Annotated in this window: 14 protein-coding genes; 10 read left to right on the top strand and 4 right to left on the bottom strand. The window is 57.2% G+C overall.

Annotation, left to right across the window (positions count from 1 at the left end; translation table 11 throughout):
- Positions 1 to 208: 208 nt before the first annotated feature.
- Positions 209 to 517 (top strand): DUF5076 domain-containing protein, encoded by a 309-nt coding sequence (locus LAP85_08440; GenBank protein MBZ5496417.1) that lies wholly within the window; start codon positions 209 to 211, stop codon positions 515 to 517.
- Positions 518 to 777: 260 nt separating this feature from the next.
- Here the strand turns inward: LAP85_08440 and LAP85_08435 are convergent, their stop codons facing one another.
- Positions 778 to 975, bottom strand: a complete 198-nt coding sequence (locus LAP85_08435; protein MBZ5496416.1) for a hypothetical protein — start codon at positions 973 to 975, stop codon at positions 778 to 780.
- 403 nt (positions 976 to 1,378) lie between these two features.
- Between LAP85_08435 and LAP85_08430 the strand changes: the two genes are divergently transcribed.
- From LAP85_08430 to LAP85_08410, 5 genes are all read left to right on the top strand, one after another.
- The gene (locus tag LAP85_08430; protein ID MBZ5496415.1) at positions 1,379 to 1,831 is read left to right on the top strand and encodes a nucleoside deaminase; all 453 of its coding nucleotides are present in this window, start codon (positions 1,379 to 1,381) and stop codon (positions 1,829 to 1,831) included.
- A 54-nt stretch (positions 1,832 to 1,885) separates the two neighbouring features.
- A complete protein-coding gene (locus tag LAP85_08425) occupies positions 1,886 to 2,446 on the top strand; it encodes a DinB family protein (protein MBZ5496414.1) in 561 nt (186 codons plus the stop codon).
- A gap of 360 nt (positions 2,447 to 2,806) precedes the next feature.
- Positions 2,807 to 3,148 carry a hypothetical protein gene (locus tag LAP85_08420; protein MBZ5496413.1) on the top strand — a complete coding sequence of 114 codons (342 nt, stop codon included), beginning with the start codon at positions 2,807 to 2,809 and terminating at the stop codon, positions 3,146 to 3,148.
- An 11-nt stretch (positions 3,149 to 3,159) separates the two neighbouring features.
- A complete protein-coding gene (locus tag LAP85_08415; protein ID MBZ5496412.1) occupies positions 3,160 to 3,489 on the top strand; it encodes a PadR family transcriptional regulator in 330 nt (109 codons plus the stop codon).
- Between the two features lie 12 nt (positions 3,490 to 3,501).
- Positions 3,502 to 6,144, top strand: a complete 2,643-nt coding sequence (locus LAP85_08410; protein ID MBZ5496411.1) for an ABC transporter permease — start codon at positions 3,502 to 3,504, stop codon at positions 6,142 to 6,144.
- A gap of 318 nt (positions 6,145 to 6,462) precedes the next feature.
- Here the strand turns inward: LAP85_08410 and LAP85_08405 are convergent, their stop codons facing one another.
- Positions 6,463 to 8,082 carry a DUF1846 family protein gene (locus tag LAP85_08405; GenBank protein MBZ5496410.1) on the bottom strand — a complete coding sequence of 540 codons (1,620 nt, stop codon included), beginning with the start codon at positions 8,080 to 8,082 and terminating at the stop codon, positions 6,463 to 6,465.
- A gap of 775 nt (positions 8,083 to 8,857) precedes the next feature.
- Between LAP85_08405 and LAP85_08400 the strand changes: the two genes are divergently transcribed.
- On the top strand, positions 8,858 to 9,667 hold the full coding sequence (locus tag LAP85_08400) for a hypothetical protein (protein MBZ5496409.1): 810 nt from the start codon (positions 8,858 to 8,860) through the stop codon (positions 9,665 to 9,667).
- 259 nt (positions 9,668 to 9,926) lie between these two features.
- On the opposite strand, the gene LAP85_08395 is transcribed toward LAP85_08400, so the two are convergent.
- Together LAP85_08395 and LAP85_08390 are read right to left on the bottom strand one after the other, a co-directional pair.
- Positions 9,927 to 10,364: a hypothetical protein gene (locus LAP85_08395; protein MBZ5496408.1), complete on the bottom strand. Its 438-nt coding sequence runs from the start codon at positions 10,362 to 10,364 to the stop codon at positions 9,927 to 9,929.
- 267 nt (positions 10,365 to 10,631) lie between these two features.
- The gene (locus LAP85_08390) at positions 10,632 to 11,468 is read right to left on the bottom strand and encodes a hypothetical protein (GenBank protein ID MBZ5496407.1); all 837 of its coding nucleotides are present in this window, start codon (positions 11,466 to 11,468) and stop codon (positions 10,632 to 10,634) included.
- Positions 11,469 to 12,448: 980 nt separating this feature from the next.
- On the opposite strand from LAP85_08390, the gene LAP85_08385 reads away from it, so the two are divergent.
- The 3 genes from LAP85_08385 to LAP85_08375 all read left to right on the top strand — a co-directional run bounded on the left by LAP85_08385 (position 12,449) and on the right by LAP85_08375 (position 16,609).
- Positions 12,449 to 12,871, top strand: a complete 423-nt coding sequence (locus LAP85_08385) for a hypothetical protein (GenBank protein MBZ5496406.1) — start codon at positions 12,449 to 12,451, stop codon at positions 12,869 to 12,871.
- Between the two features lie 847 nt (positions 12,872 to 13,718).
- Positions 13,719 to 16,148, top strand: coding sequence for an ABC transporter permease (locus tag LAP85_08380; GenBank protein MBZ5496405.1), 2,430 nt, complete (start codon positions 13,719 to 13,721; stop codon positions 16,146 to 16,148).
- Between the two features lie 320 nt (positions 16,149 to 16,468).
- A complete protein-coding gene (locus LAP85_08375; protein ID MBZ5496404.1) occupies positions 16,469 to 16,609 on the top strand; it encodes a VOC family protein in 141 nt (46 codons plus the stop codon).
- Positions 16,610 to 16,844: the final 235 nt, after the last annotated feature.

The raw sequence follows: 16,844 nt of genomic DNA, 5'->3' as shown, positions 1-16,844 counted from the left end.
CCAGACGGTGCCCACTTATTGGGCCCCGGAAAGTGTTAGTCACAGGCTAGCCGCAGCGCGCTGCCCCCGGAAAGGATTCGTGGAGCAAAGAGCCCTGAAGGGCAACAGAAAATGATTGCATTCAAGGCCTTTCGCCCCTGCCTTGGCTCATTGATATGAAAACTCGTACTAGGGCCATGGACTAATTACACGCACGGGAGGTGCTATTTTGTTCGGAAGGCGCAAGAGTAATTCAGGATTGGAACTACCGCCCATAGCTACGACAGATCAAAGGGCTGTCGAAATACTGCGCGTTTGGGCCGTTCCCGGAGCCCCTCAGCAACTAACCATGCGGACATGTTGGAGGGACCCTGGAGCATGGGGACTTCTTCTTGCAGATGTGGCGCGGCATGCTGCGCAAGCGTATCAGCGTGAGGGGCAGAACCCAGATGATGTGCTTGGACGCATTCGCCAAATGTTCGATGCAGAATGGGTATCGCCGACGAGCGCTGCAGAAAATTTATCAGATAAGAATTAGACGCAAATTAAGGCTTGGCGTCTAACTAGTCGCACCAGCGGCCGGCGCAAAGAGCACGCCGCCGCTGGGCTCAGACATTATAGCTATTGTGCAACTGCCATTGCGGCGGACGAAGAGCCTGCAGTCCAGGAAGAGCATCGCGATGTTTCCGCGGTTGGCAACGTCGTTGCCGGCCTGCTCCAGCTCGACCACCTTCTGCTGGCCCTCGTTTTCCACACGGGCCCGGTGAGCCCCGAGCCCGTCATCGAGCAGCGCGGGCCCTACTTCACCTCGGCAACTCCCGGAAAGAGGTAGGGCACAACCTTGTAGGTCGTGTACATGCACCGATCGTTGTGGCCGCACTCCGGCACGATGAAGATCGCGTGCTTCGCGCCGGGCACCTCGTTCAGGTACTTCACATGCGCTTCGCCGCGCGCGGCGGGTCGGTCCCTGCGCCATCGCGTTCGGCGAACTGTCAAAGCCTCCAAGCGGCAGCGTGTCGACCTGCCCCAACAGAAACGTCGTCGGGCGCTCAATAAGCTGCTTCTTCAACTGTTTTCCAAATATCTGCAATCGCGTATCCCAGAAGTTGCCGAATCCCAAGATTCTAAATGAATCCGATTGGGATAGCGTTCACTGCGAGTCCGTGGGTCGGCGAGAAGTGCCTCTGCCAGCGGTTCCCATGTGTTGGCTGAAGAAGAAGAACATCGTCTTCCATTGACTCGGATACCCTCTCGGGGTATGCTCGCCGGCAACGTGGGATTTGCTCTATACAGAACTCAAACGCGCCCTGGAGTCGCACCCTTTGTCTCCAAACATACGATTCTGGCTGACCGTTGTGCTGTGGCTCGGGCGTCACTACGACCGGGCGACGGAGCGTCCATGGATGACCTTGCCCTCATGAGAGAAGCGCTCCTTGAAGCGCAGGCGGCTTATGACCGCGGTGAATGTCCAGTGGGTGCGGTTCTGATCCAAGATGGCAGAATAGTCGCACGCGCGGGAAATCGAGAATCCGAGCTACACGATCCTACGGCCCACGCCGAGGTCTTGGTTCTCAGAGAGGCGGGGCGCCTGCTCGGGCAGCACACCTTCCCCGATTGCACCGTGTATACGACGCTTTGGCCCTGCCCCATGTGCGAAAACGCGATGCTCCGTGCGAAGATCCGCAGCGTTGTCTGCGGCGCGCGCTCCTTCAAGTACATCTATGAGGTTACGTTTAATCCAGCCAACCTGCCGAAGGTTGGACCCATAATGGACCAGGACTGCAGAGGCATCTTCTTGCGATGGATCAAGAGAAGAGGCTTGAACGTCATCCTCGAACATGAGGGCCTCTAACCACGCGCTGCACCCGACGGCCCGGAAGTATTGTAGGTCAAAGAGTAGGGAGCCGTGACCACGCGTCAACACAAGGTTCACACTCAACTCGGCCAAGCCGCAGTCCAGATCTTTGCCGCCAATGATCGCATGAACCAGATTCTTATCGAACATCTCGACCCTACGGCCTGGAGAGCCAAACCGCCCGGCAAGGCCCGCACCATTGCGGCGATCTTCACGCACATTCACAATGTCCGCTCCAAGTGGGTCAGGCTTACAGCTCCGCACTTGAAGGTTCCACGACTGCTCAACCGCGCGCACTGCACGCCGCAGCAGGCCCGTGCGGGATTGGCCGAGAGCGCCGCTCGCTGCGCGGAGATGCTCGCTGAAGCGCTCGGCGGTTGTGGGGGCCGCGTCGAGAAGTTTCGCAGAGACGGATGGGCTTCGCCTTGGCCGGTTGGCCTGGAAATGCTGTGCTACATGCTTTCTCACGAAGCCCACCATCGCGGGCAGGTGTGTATGCTCGCGCATCAGCTCGGATTCCCGTTGCCGAACGAGGTGGCGTACGGGATCTGGAATTGGGAAAAGCTGTGGAAAGAGTGCGGGTCGCCTGGCGGCCCCGGCTATGATTCTTAAGGAATCGCTCAAGGGCACAGGCCGCCCGGCGATGGGCTGCGATGGTGGAGACATCGAGCCCCAGCCGTTGGGGTTGATGTAGAAGCTCCGGGCGGCGGCAGCGGTCAGAAGCGGGCGCCCGGATCCCGCGTGTGGGAGGGCGCTGCCGGAACGTGGCCCGAGCCATCGCCACACACCGCTTCGGATTGTGGAATGTACGAGTGATCCGTTTACCAACCGCTACCCGCTCCGATTGAACCCGGCAGCAGATCAAAACATCTAAACCATGAAATCAAAGGATATAATTGCGGAACGGTTTGCGGTCTTTTTTCAACCGCCTTGGAAGCCGTCTTGGCACTAATCTCGAAAGGAAATGACAGGATGAACGAATCCTATTTGCCTCGTGCCACTAATCCCGGCGGGAAGTCATTTATCTTCCAATGCCTCGTAGGCTGTCTTCTCATTCTCGCTATCCCCTCCGTTCCCAGAATCAAGGCGCAAAGCAATGCGAAGCCTGGTTGGATTGATGGATACTGGCAACTGACTGCTGAATTCCCCGATTACGACCTCGACACATCAGTGCGTTTCAAAACTGCGGCGGACGCTCAGGCAGTGGAAGGGGTAGTCCTTGGGCCGACAGCAGGACGCGCTGGCAGTTTCGTCGGCACCATTTTGGGCAATCATCTGTCTAGGAAGAACCATACAGTTGTTGTCAGTAACTGATGGGAGAGAGAATGAGCAAACCGACCGATTTGGTCCAAGGCACGCTGGACCTTTTGATTCTCAAGACGATCGCCCTTGAACCGATGCACGGCTGGGGGATCGCCCAACGCATCCGGCAGGTATCAAGAGACGTGCTTCAGGTGAATCAGGGAGCGCTTTACCCCGCTCTGCATCGACTCGAACAAAGCGGATGGATCAGAGCCAGGTGGGGGGAGTCCGACAATAACCGCCGGGCCAAGTTTTATTCGATGACGCCGTCCGGGCGGAGGTATCTGGAGCGGGAGCGAGCCAACTGGCAGAGGCTTTCTGCAGCCATTGGTCTTGTCCTGGAAACCATGTGAGGTGGGATCAACATGATGCGATGGTTATACAAGTTGCCGCTTCGATTCCGTTCGCTGTTTCGCAGGAATTGCGTCGAGCAGGAGTTGACCGACGAACTCCGCTTCCATCTCGAAAAGCAGATTGAGGCACACGTCTCACAGGGGATGCCTCCCGAGGATGCTCGCCGCACGGCCCTGCGCGAACTGGGTGGGATCGAGCAGCACAAGGAGGAATGCCGCGACATGCGACGCATGAATCTCATTGTGGACCTGATGCGGGATCTCCGGTTCGCCGGACGCTTGCTGCGCCGAAATCCGAGCTTTACGTCCGTGGCAGTGCTCGCACTCGCGCTCGGTATCGGCGCCAACACGGCGATTTTCAGCGTCGTAAATGCTGTCATGCTCCAGCGCATGCCGTATGAAGATCCTGATCACCTGGTAATGGTGTGGGAGCAGAGCCCGCAGACGGGTAAAACCAACGTCGTTAATCCAGTAAACTTTCTGGATTGGCAGGCGCGGAATCATTCCTTCGAGCGTATTGCCGCTCTTGTGGAAACAGGAGCGAGCCTTGCGGACGAAGGCGAGCCGGAGCAGGTGAACAGGCTCATTGTTTCCGACGGCTTTTTTCAAATTCTCGGCGTCAAGCCGATCCTCGGTCGCTGGTTCACACGGTCGGAGGACACCCCTGGCAACGACAATGTTGCCATACTGGGCGAGGGCCTGTGGCGGCGCCGTTACGCCGCCGATCCGAACGTTTTCGGGCGCCGAATTAGGATCAATAACCGCAACACCACGATTGTCGGCGTCATGCCCGCTGACTTTCGTTTTCCGTTCACGAAAGCCGATCTGTGGCAGCCAATGGCTCTCGATCGAGCCACCCTGCTATCACTGGGGCTCGGCCGATACCTGCTTACCGTCGCGCGACTTCGCGACGGCGTCACCGTGGCCGGCGCCCAGGCTGACATGGACATGCTTATGCCGCAGCTCCGGAGGGAGCGCCCGGACTTCAACAGCAAGTGGGAGATCAGAGTGGTCAGCCTGCGGGAACAAGTGATCGGCGACGTGCGCACGCCGCTCCTGGTCCTGTTCGGCGCGGTCGGACTCGTGTTGTTGATCGCCTGCGCCAATGTCGCAAATCTCATGTTGATGCGTGCCGCAGGGCGTGGACGCGAGATTGCCGTGCGGGCGGCCATGGGCGCGGGCGTGCTGCGCATTGCGCGGCAGCTGCTGGTCGAAAGCACACTCATTGCCGCGATCGGCGGAACACTCGGGCTGCTGATCGGCATCTGGTCGATGAACGCGCTCGTTGCCGCGCTCCCCGATACCATCACTTACGTGAACCTGAAGACGATTCGAATCGACACGACGGTGTTCTTGTTCACGACGGCCTTGTCGCTCGCCACAGGTATACTGTTCGGTCTCGCTCCCGCTTTCAAAGCGGCGCGTACCGACGTGCAGGATGCGCTCAGGAACGCCGGATGCCGGGTCACGGTTGGGCGCAGTTTCGGTCGCAACGCGCTCGTCGTCGTTGAAGTGGCGCTTACGATGATGATGCTGGTCTGCGCTGGACTGCTGATCCGCAGCTTCGCCTGCCTGACGAGCGTCAACCCGGGTTTCGACGCGCCGCATGTGTTGTCCATGCAGCTTTCCGAGCAAGGACGTTTCCGCACCGCTCAGGAATTCCTCAACTTCAATTCCCGCATGCTGGAGTGCGTGCGCGCGGTGCCCGGTGTCCAGGCTGCCGGCACGAGCCATTTTCTCCCATTGGGCCGCAGCATTCCTGGCACGGGTTTCTGGCGCGCAGATCATCCCCGGCCCAGGCACGGCGAGGAGCCCATGACCGAAGTGCTCTGCGTGATGCCCGGCTACTTCGCAGCCATGACCATTCCGTTGCAGAGCGGACGCGTATTCACTGAGCGGGACCGCAAGGGGGCGCCGCTCGCGGTAGTCATCAACCGCACACTCGCGCACGAGTTCTATCGGGGGGAGGACCCGATAGGCAAGCGACTTTACATCCAATGGGATTATCCCAACGACACCTACGAGATCGTCGGCATCGTAGGCGATGTCCACCAGAACTCGATGGACAAGGATCCCAAGCCCGGCGTTTTTCTCTCGACTCTGCAGCACCCCACAAGCCCAGTCTACCTCGTGATTCGAAGCAGCGGAGATCCGACAATTTTGGCCAGGACGATTCAGGCCGAGATTCATGCGCTCGACCGCGACATACCGATCTCGGATGTGAAGACGATGGAAGACTACGTGTCCGAGTCTGTGGCAGCGCCGCGCTTCAATACGATTCTGCTCGGTGGGTTCGCCGCGCTGGCGCTCGTGCTGGCTGCGGTGGGGATCTTCGGCGTAGTCTCGTATTCGGTGGCGCAGCGGACCCGGGAAATGGGCATACGGCGCGCGCTGGGGGCCGACACGGAGAGCGTCATGGGCTTGGTGCTGGCGCAGGGCATGCGCCTTGCCTTGGCCGGCTTGGCAATCGGCTTGGCGGGCGCCTATGGCCTGACACGTCTGATGGGAACCCTGCTGTTCGGCATTACGCCGACGGATCCAGCGACCCTGGCCGGTGTCGCAGGGTTGCTGATGGTTGTCGCTTTTGTGGCCAGTTATCTTCCTGCGCGCCGCGCGGCCAAAGTCGATCCGATGGTCGCGTTGCGCTGCGAATAGGAGGCGAGAAAAAACAGACAGAATTGTAGGATTAACAGGATACAGTCTGCTGATGTTGAAATAAGCGGCCCTGAACAGTTACCCCACCATGCGTCGGCCAAGTAGACGCGCGCTACCCGTAGATATAAATTCCGCGAAGCGGGCCATAAGTCCCGACCTGGGAAATGTTATTTTGCCGGCATCAGCCGCGTTTCTAATCGAGGCCCGCGCTATGGGCTCCACTCGTCTACCATCCCGGGTCCTCAGGTTCGTACTTGAGAGATCATGACAACTTACCGGTCTATCTGATTCACAGCGGTGCGCCGGTCCGGCAGGATTCTACGCCCGTCTGCGGTCATTTGACCGGAATGGACGGATTCTTGCGCGCGGCGGTGGTCTTTTCAATAAAAGTGTGTTCTGCAACACAATGCGTGCGTTCTGGATGGCCCAGTCAATATCTTTGTCTGCGGCGCCTGCCTTCCGCCATGTCTCGCGCCCGGACTCCATGTGGCTCAGCACCTCTTTGCAGGCAAACACCGCTTGGCGCGCTTCTACCTGCTTTTGGGGCTGAGCGGAGGCGGGTCCCGCTACGTACTTGCTGCGCAAGCTCTGCTTGCCGGAATGCGCGACCTCTTTGTCCAACGCGACCTGGTAGCCGGCGCCGGATGCAAACAGCCCCTTCAACGCACCGGATTCAAAATCGAAATCGAATAGTTCTGAATTGGCGTAGCGCACGCCGTCGATTTCAACCTGTAACGAGTCGAACCAGGCAGTGCCGTCTCCAGGATGCAGTACACCGAAATTGATGTTCTTGACGTCGGCAGGCACCAGCATGGAAATCTCGTAGAGCGTCCAGGGTGTAGTACCACGCGGGCCGCGTTCGGACATGTTGTCGAGCTTCAGCGGTCCGCTCGCGCCGTCGATACGCCACCAGAGTCCCGCATAGCCGCGAGTGATGCCTTCCGTCTTGATGTAGCCGCTGAATCGCACTTGCTTGCCAGCCACGGCGGCTATGGGGGAAAAACCCGCAGCCAGCCCGAAACTGGGCCCGCTCTGCGATGACGCCGAAGCCGCCTTGGCGTCGTCCCACACCCGTCGCACAATGTCAGCATAGCCCGGCTCATACTTGGTGATGAAATCCGATGCAATCACCATGGCGACATCGGGTGTCTGCATGTCAAATCCGGTAAACTCGACTTTACCCTTGCCCGATTTGTTGAAGTCACGCATCCACAGGATCATATCCAGCACTTCCGCGGTGTTCCACGTCCAGAAGTACATGCCCTTGAGCAACGCTGCCGGATCACCTTTGCCGGTCAGCACGAATTCGTTAAGGCGGTAGGCTTCCGGCATATTGGCCTCAATCGAAAAGATGTCGAAGCCCATCCTCGTAACGAGAAACTCCAGCATGCGATGCTTGAGTTGGAAAAACTCGCGCGTCCCATGGGTTGCCTCTCCCAGGGAGACAATTCGAGCGTTTCCTATAACCTTTTTGAGCGGCTGCATGTCGGCAAACCCGTGGCGCGCCTCGGTGGTTTGAAGTCGGATGGCATGCGTGCGCGACCAATCGACGGTCGCCTGGTTTGCCGATTGCCCCTGCATACCTGACAATGTGGACAGGGAAAGAAGAGCAATGCATGCGGCCGAAAAAGCAATGATCTTTTTCATGAGTGCCTCATCTTCATTTCCGGTGGCAGGTCGACTCTTGAATTCCTCTGTCTGTGGGAGGAGATCGCGCGAGGAGAAACGCGGGGCGCTCGCAAGATCCACGCCCAGGCGCTTCAGCCCAGCCTCGCCCTCCGGGGTTGGGATGTTGGTAAGGTGTACTTCGCATCCCGAAAAGTTTCGCAGCTTCTCCATTGTCATCTGAGCGGTGGAAATCGCAGCCAAACCAACGCTGAGCGCGATCAGCGGCGGAGCGGATAGGGAGGACGAGCCGCGTTTCCGATCGAAGTCCACGCCAAGGCGTCCGTTCGTCTGCCCTCCTCACGGGCCCTCAGGTTCGCACTTGAGCAACCATGTCGACTTTCCGGCCTCTCTAATTCACAGCTGTGAGCTGCTCTGACAGGATTTTACACCCAGAAAGGGATGGCGGGGCAGACAAATCCCTCGCCCGGCCATTGACCTTGCTGCCGTTCTATGATCAATGCCTAAGGATTTTGACCGTCGCCAGATCGCTATTGTCCTGAAGTCCTGTTATGGGAGATGCCGCCACGGAAACACCACGCTACCACCCTGATCTCCTCGAACGTCTCAGGGGAGTAACCTGGAAATATCCGGTACGCTGGGCTCTGACAAGGCCAACTTGAATATGCCCAAGGTCCTACGATGAAGATTTTGCCCTCTTTTGGCAACCACGTGGCACCGGACGGTATGCATTTGATGATTCAGGTGCTGCTGGTCGCTGCGTTGATCACGGGTGTGGCCGGGCTCGGTCAGATCAAGCTCGCTCAACGAAGGAGTCTTTAGACTCCACGGCCGAGAATTTCTGGGACTGCCCATCTGCCGATAACTGAACTGTGCTTCATCGTACTCAATAGGAGCGGAACCGGTGCATAAATGAACTTGTCCTGGTAGCAGACTATACGACAATTGACTGCCGCTTCTTCCAGGTTTCAGTTACAGCGGGCATGCAGCCCGATTGATTAGGATCGCTTGACGTGATCTGGATATTGTAATATTCTGAAGGAAATAACGAAGGGCGCGTATCGCACTCGATGGGAGGACGGCTGAGTTGATCAGTGCTTCATCTGTATGCAGAATTGCCGGAACTGTCTGTCTGTCATTTGCCGCGGTTTCTGCTACTGATACACTGCGAGCAGGACAAGAAGCGCAGGAGCTTGCGACTGGTGGAAGGGCAGCACCTGAGCAAATCGAAGAGCTAGACCTCGGAGTAATTCAGAAGCCTGCATCAACGCCAACATGCCCCGATCCGGTCGCACTTGAGAGGTTTAAGTATTTTATCGCCTATGAAAGGATGGGACAAGAGGATCCGTGGAGAGGATTGCAACAGATCCATCTAAACGTTTGGCAACAAGGACGACTAACTGGTTTCTATATGCTGGAGGAGGTGCCAGGGGCTGTGTCTACAATGCGGATATCATATTTATTCAGTGAAGATGGCCCGATAGGTGGTGGCTCGTGCCCGGCTGAACTTGACTGGCAAAAATGCGTCGTAAAATACACGTATGACAACTATCGCCGCGGTTTACCCATTAGGAGATGCACTACGACCATTGATCTGCGCACCATACCACTCTGGGAGCCGTCACCCGACAATGAAGAGAAGCGGCGCGTTGCGGCAGGACTCCGCAAAGAGATCGAGACCAAATGGCACGGAGTTCAGGAAATCGTGGTCCGTGACTTCAATCTAAAGGACAACGGCATCACGATATACATGAAAACGCGAGACGGAGACTTCTTCCAGGGCTGTGAATTCCATGTAACGGATAAAGTGCATTGTGATTCTTGGCACTCGTTCGGCATGATCTCGCTCCCAGACCTCAAGAAATGGATTTTCGAGAGGCCCTACCGTTTGAAGTAGCGGCGACGACACATTGCTGATCGCTTTCAGAATCCGGAAAGCTTTGACGCACGTCCCTAGCCGATGTAGAAAGGCAATCATCCCAACTCCCGAGCGGCGTTCTGCGAATTTCAGAGAGACCGGGACAACCGGCATTCCGGACGAAATACAGCGTTCTGGGAAGTTGATATTTGGCCAGTCAACAGGTCAAACATCGGCATTCCGGGCGGTTAACGGCGAAACCGGACAAGTCGCCCCCGGGGATTTGCTGGTTACGACATTAACGATTCAGGACCCAGGGAACATTCACTTGAAATTCCAGTCGGAATGACGGTTCAGGGAAGCCCTGACTCGGCGTAAAGGGTCCGGGGCGAACAACTGGTATCAATTCAAAATCAGCCGTAATCTCGGTCGATTGGTTTTCATCCCTGATGATGCGCCCAACCACGTCAAACCACCCACCGTACTCGTGACGGCCCGTTGCAACCTTTCCGATAGAATAGAGTTCGCATTCGCGGGCAACATCGATGCCGAGTGTATGAAAGAGCCGGATGATCTCGTCTGGGTAAACCAGTCCCAGGTTTCGTGCCGCGATGAAATTCTGGCACTCTAAACATCCGCATTGTTCGGCAGCACCAATAGGGGCCTTTGAATATTCGGAGCGGGTCGCATCAAAGTCAAACTTAACTGTCCAACCCCTGAAAGTAAGCTCGTCCAAGAACGCCTCCACTGTGCATCAGAGTTCAAGCGGTGCACATAATCTGGCATTATCTTCATCATGTGAGGCGATTACAATCCGCATTCAAGGCAGCCAGCAGGCGAAGCGCGAAGGCAATTGATGCGGTAGGGTAGGGCCATCCCTATAGAATCCGCCAGAACAGCTTATGTCGACTCTGCGCGTTGCTCCGACATAGGCTCAGATCGCACAGTTGCGAAAAGTACACCCATCTCATTGCGGTTGTATCCGAATGTGCACTCATTTGCGCTAAAGTTCCAGTTTGCTTTGGTAGCTCAGCTTCGCAAGATCGAACTTTGCCTGGATCCTCTTGCCCTTGATGCGAGTCTCGAAACGGAGTTCCTTGTCCTCCTTGACAATGGATGGGGTGCCGTCCCGTGTCGTGCGAGGGAAGAAGAACTTGGCGCCCAGACCATCCTTGCCCGGGGGCAGGTAATGATCAAGAGCAATGTGTTTTCCGGTCCTGGTCGACAAAAAGGTTACCGACAAGAAGTCAGATTGCTGGATGCCCTCGAGGGGATCCGAGACGGTCACGCCCGACCAACTGATTCTTGGTGGAGCAGACAAAAAAGACGGTGAAAACGTGATGGAAACCACAATGTGTTCGGGATCCCCTTTAACCATTATATCGTTTGGATTGGATTTTGCAAAATGCTTCAGTGCTTCCCGGCCATTCTTAGTCGCGTCATTGGCGAAGTTCTTAACGTCAATCCCCCATCCAGCCTGTGCCCCCTGGAAGAAAACTTGGCGCAGGTAGGCGTCTCTGATTGGCTTGGCGGTCACCAAACGGAGCACTGAATAAAACGGAACGAGATAGTTGTTGTAGGCGGATGGCGAATAGTCGTGCTCCGCCGGTGCGCGAGAGCTCACCGCCGGCGCGCTGAAGCTCGTTGACGAAACACAAATCCAAGGTGATTTGTACAGAATCTTCATAACATCCTGCCAATTCCATGAGTCGAATGGCTTCTCCCTCCAGTCATCTGCCATCAACGCCGCAGTCAGCAGAAACGCAGTCAGGATGGGGACGCCCCGCTTTGCGAACATCGTCGCCGGCTTCGCGACTACAATCGCACCTGGTCCCTTCATGAGATCCGCCCTTTGTTGGATTGAATCACTGAGTTTCCAGCGGAATTCCAATATCCAAAAACATTATAAGCCTGTCGTGTCAAAGAGATGCCAAAAGTATCCCAAAGGATCAGAACATTTTTGTGAATAATTTCCCTGTGCTGCTGTCTTTGCCGGCTACGAGGTCGTTATACGGAAATTGGCTTGGGCTCTGCCCCCGCTGTGTTCCGCATTGAGATCCGGGGACAAACTGGAATAGAGTACGGGGATGTCCCGGGATTTACTGAGGTTTGCCGACGAACGGGTGACGTATTTCCCTGGTTTTCCAATCTCACAGTTCTCTCAAGGCTATCAGGGGGCCCACACGAGCTGCGCGCCGGAGTGGGAGATAGCAGGCGAGCAGGACGGTTCCGCCGAGGGCCACGGGTACCGTGACAAGGCAGACGGGATCAAGGGCTGGAATCGCAACGACGTAATTGGATATCGGGCGGACGGCCGCAAGCGCCGGCAGCAGCCCCAGGACCGATCCTATCCATGCGGCTCTGATTCCATTGGTATTTCACGCAGCATCTGCGAGATGTCTCCGTTAACCTGAATTATTCATGAAGCAGAACCGTACGCCCGTGAAAAGCAACAAAATTGGACGCGGATTGACGCAGGCAGGATCTCCTGCACGCCGACCGAGACCGAACGGTCGGCGGCGGTCGGCGTTTTTCCGCGTCCAAAACTGCATCCTGGTCGCACATTCATGAATAATCCGGGTTAAAGAGATGAAGCGCGAAATGAACAAGTGATAGGAACGGACGAATGTATATCCCGGTTTGTCCCCGGTTCGCCCGGGAGAAGCTGAAGGTCCAGGCATCTGCAGAACAGGTCGTTCGTCAGGCGACAACCAATGCCGTTGCATGCTAGAATGATTAATAGGAATTTCAGGCGGAATCGAGCGTTTTTCTACAATTCGATGGCGGCGGTTTTTCCGTATTTGCCGCGAGGAGAAGGCAATGGGGAAGATCAACTACGGACGTGTAGTGCTCGGAGGGCTGGTTGCCGGAGTGATTATCAATATCGGTGAGTTCATCCTCAACGAGCAGATTCTAAAGACAGACTGGGCAGATGCAATGAAGGCGCTAAATAAGCCGGTGATGAGTGGGAGCGCGATCCCGATCCTGGTCGTGTTATGCATGTTTCTGGGAATCTTTCTGACTTGGGTGTACGCAGCCATCCGTCCCCGCTTTTCAGCAGGGCCCAAGACCGCCATCTGTGCAGGGCTGGTGGTATGGACTCTCGCCTATGCGTGGCCGTCGCTTTCCGGGATGGTCATGGAAATGTTTCCTGCCAAGCTGTTTGTGATCAGCATGATTTGGGGATTGTTCGAAGCCCCGATCGCGGCACTTGCGGGTGCCTCGCTTTATAAGGAGACCTAGCAGCCCGAAAAGATTTCTGCCGGCTTGAAGCCGCATTCTATCGCCGCGAGGCTTTAACGCCGTTCGTCATGGGTCCAGGACGCACCCGGGCGATTTGACATCTGGATCCGATGAGTACTTCTCCAGCGCAGGGCGCGAACAGGCATGGCCGCCAGTGCCGCCAGGAGAGAGCAACAACATTTCCATGGTGACCGGCAAAGCGAATACCGTGAGAGAATATTTGGCGCAATTGCTGCCGGAGTGGTGCAGGCGATTAAGGCGGTGCGCGCAACGATCCTCAAGCATCTCCCGATGGGATATGGGGAGTGCATTCAGTACGGGATGATATCTTATGCCGTCCCCGAGCTTGTCAGGCGCATCTATGGCGAGTGCGGGGTGGGTGATATTGGAGGTCTGCGAGTTCAGCGAGGTCATAAAGGAGAGAATTCGACCGGACGCCCGTTTCCCGGGCGCGCCCTGAAGGTTCCGTCAGGCTGACCGTGTCCCCGACAAGTGGCAGGCCAGGAGTTGTGAGGTGTCCCCGAGTGAGCGGTGCAACTGGGTGCTTGCGAGCGCTCCGTTCCCCCACAGGTCCAACCAGCCGAGTTGCCGGTTGCCGACAGCCAGAGCCACGGGCGCTCCCGCAGCCGGGATTGGATAGGGTCGGTCGTCCTCCTCAGCTCCGCGCTACAGCAGGTTTCCCTTCACCGACGAAGATCCCGCTGAAATCCTCCCGCGGCGGGAACCTTTTCTCATGAAACGGCATATACTGTAGATATGCCGAATCATTCCTGCATGACAAAAGCGGCAAACGAATCTCACCGCTGGAGATGGATATGCCGGATTCCTCCTTGGAGGCTCCTTTACCATGGCCAATGATGTTCGCTACGCCCTAAGAATGCTGCGCCGATCCCCATCCTTTACTTCAATTGCCATCCTGGTACTGAGCTTGGGAATCGGTGCCAACGCCGCGATGTTCAGCGTAATCCACGCGGTGCTGTTGCAGTCGCTCCCTTATGAAAAGCCGGACAAGCTCGTGATCCTATGGATGCGTTTCACGGGTATTGGCATACCGAAGGATCAGAACTGGGTTTCTGCCCCTGAATTTATGGATCTGCGAACGACTTCGAAAGCATTCTCTGAAATCGCTGCCATTGACGGAAACAGCTACAACATCAGAGTTTCGGAAAAACCGGAACGAATCGAAGGCGCCGCCGTCTCGGCGAGCTTCTTCCGGCTGCTGGGCGTTCAACCGTTAGTCGGACGGTCGTTCCGGCCGGAAGAAGAGACCGTAGGACGGAATGGCGTGATCATCATCAGCTATGGCCTGTGGCAACGCCGTTTCGGATCGGATCCGAATATTGCGGGTCGGCCGCTCAACATTAACGGCGGGAGCTTTCAGATCATAGGGGTCATGCCCAAGGGCTTCGGCTATCCTGAGGAAGCGGAGATATGGACCCCGCTCGCATTCGCGGCGGATGATCTGGCGCCATCCCGTCGGGGCAATCATGGTCTGCTGGCGATTGCCCGGATCCGCGACGACATTTCATTCGCTGCTGCCCAGGCCGACATGGAAGGAGTTTCGCAGCGGATCATCGAGGGGGTGCCCGACTATCCATACAAGAATTTTGGTTTTCGGGTGATCATGACACCTCTGCTGGAGGACATCATCGGAGATCTCCGGCCGGCGCTGTTGATCCTGATGGGGTCGGTTGTTTTTGTGCTTCTGATCGCATGTTCCAATGTGGCCAACCTGCTGCTCGCAAGAGCATCGAGTCGCGAACGCGAACTCGCAGTCCGCAATGCGCTCGGAGCAAGCCGCTTTCGCCTCGTCCGCCAATTGCTGACCGAAAGCCTGGTGTTGTCAATGGCCGGGGCGCTGGTTGGGATGGCACTGGCGAAATGGGTATTGATGGCGCTCATTCGAGTTGCAGAGAGTTCTATGCCACGGATCACCCAGGCAGAGCTCAACTGGCCCGTGCTGGGCTTCACGGCCGCCATTGCGGTCCTCACCGGCATGGTGTTTGGTTTGTGGCCGGCGCTCCGCTCCTCTGCAGAATTCAATCCCGAATCACTTAAGGAAGCGGGGCGTCCGGTGACGTCGGGGACGGCTCGGCGGCGGTTGCGCGACGCCCTTGTCGTGGCCGAGGTGGCCATGTCGCTTGCGCTGCTCGCGGGCGCCGGCCTTCTGATCCGCAGTTTCCTGCGATTGCAGGCAGTCGATCCGGGATTTCGGCCGCACAATGTGCTGACCATGCGGATTGCGCTTCCCGATTCGAGGTACGGCGACCCCGGCAAGGTTCGCGTGTTTTATCGCGAGCTGAACCGTCGGCTTGCAGCGCTGCCGGGCGTGGAAGCGGCAGGTGCAATCGGATTGCTTCCGCTGAGCGGCCAGAACAGCTCGGGAACGGTTACGGTCGACACACAAACCGTCCCTGCGGAAAACCGGACGCCGGAAGCGGACCGAAGGCCTGTGACGGCTGGGCTGTTTCAGGCCCTGGGAATCGAACTGCTGCGCGGTCGTTATTTTGATGAGCAGGATTCCGAAAATGCTGCTCCAGTGGCCATAGTAGACGAGACGATGGCACGGACTTTCTGGCCGAATGAGGATCCGATCGGGAAACGGATCAAACGGGGCGGCGCGCAATCGACGGCACGCTGGATGACCGTAGTGGGGGTTGTGCGCCACGTTCGCTATCGCACGCTCGAGTCACCGTCCCGGGTGCAGCTCTATTGGCCCGAGATGCAGAATCCGTCGCCCAGCATGAGCATCGTGATTCGTACCGCAACCGAGCCGCATGCCCTGGTGAGCGCGGTGGAGCGTCAGATTCTGGCTATCGATCCCGACCAGCCGGTGTACATGATCCGTACGATGGATGATCTGATGTCGAACTCTATGGCGCGGCGGCGATTGTCGACGTGGCTTCTGGCTGCGTTTGCGGGTATAGCCATGTTGCTCGCGGCGGCCGGGGTTTATGGAGTGATTTCATACTCGGTCGTACGGAGGACTCGAGAGCTGGGCATTCGCATGGCGCTCGGCGCAAGCCGCGGGCGGATACTGCGCATGGTGATCCAGCACAGCCTTGGACTGGTCATCATCGGCGTGGCGATCGGCCTTGCCGGCAGTCTCTTCCTGACGAGGCTAATGTCCGGGATGTTGTTCAATGTCAGCGCGACGGACCCGTTGACATTTGCGGCAGTCGCGCTCATTTTGGCATGCGTCGGGCTGATCGCCGGGTACTTGCCCGCCAGGCGTGCGACGCATATTGAGCCCGTTGAGGCACTTCGGCAGGAGTAAAGCCGATAGGAATCCGGCAGCCGTTGGCCGGAAGTCTGCGGTCGGCGTTTGGCGAGATTGAATCCTGTGCTGATGGCGGGAATACTCGGCCTGGAATGTTCCATGGAGGGCAGCCGTGGGCAGGGGCGCGTCGAGGTTGGCCTGGGCACTTGCGGGGCTGGCGGCAATCACCATTGCCGCGCACCGGATCTCTGCCAATCCCACGACTGCAGGATTTCCACTTGCTGAGCGGTAGGAATCTCTGGTTCCACGTCAACCAATGGTCAACACCATTCAGGTCGAGAACGTGGATGCCACGATTCGCTCCGTTAAGGGACTTTATGCAAAAAATCACCCCATTCCTGTGGTTCGACGCCCAGGCCGAGGAGGCAGTGAATCTTTATGTCTCTATTTTTAAAAATTCAAAGATTGTGAATGTTTCTCGAAATGGCGAAGCTGCCCGACTCCCATTGCAACACTAGATCGTGCCAACGTTTTAGTGCTGAAAGTCCTGTTCGTGTCAATATCCCCTCAGGTGTCATCCCAGCCCGAGTAGGCCGTTTACCGCGTCGCGGAGGTTTTGGCTCCTTATTGACGCGAACGCCACATCTTGGGAGCTTGCCAGTTTCCGGTGGCCGACGCATTCGCGCAAGTGCTGCGGATTCGGCTAACCAGGGCTGACCCGAGTCGACTATAATCGCTGCAAATTCAGGTCGT

Source organism: Terriglobia bacterium, assembly GCA_020072565.1.
Lineage (GTDB): Bacteria > Acidobacteriota > UBA6911 > UBA6911 > UBA6911 > JAFNAG01.
Note: the sequence above shows the minus strand (reverse complement) of the source record. Positions and strands in the feature narration are given on the sequence as shown.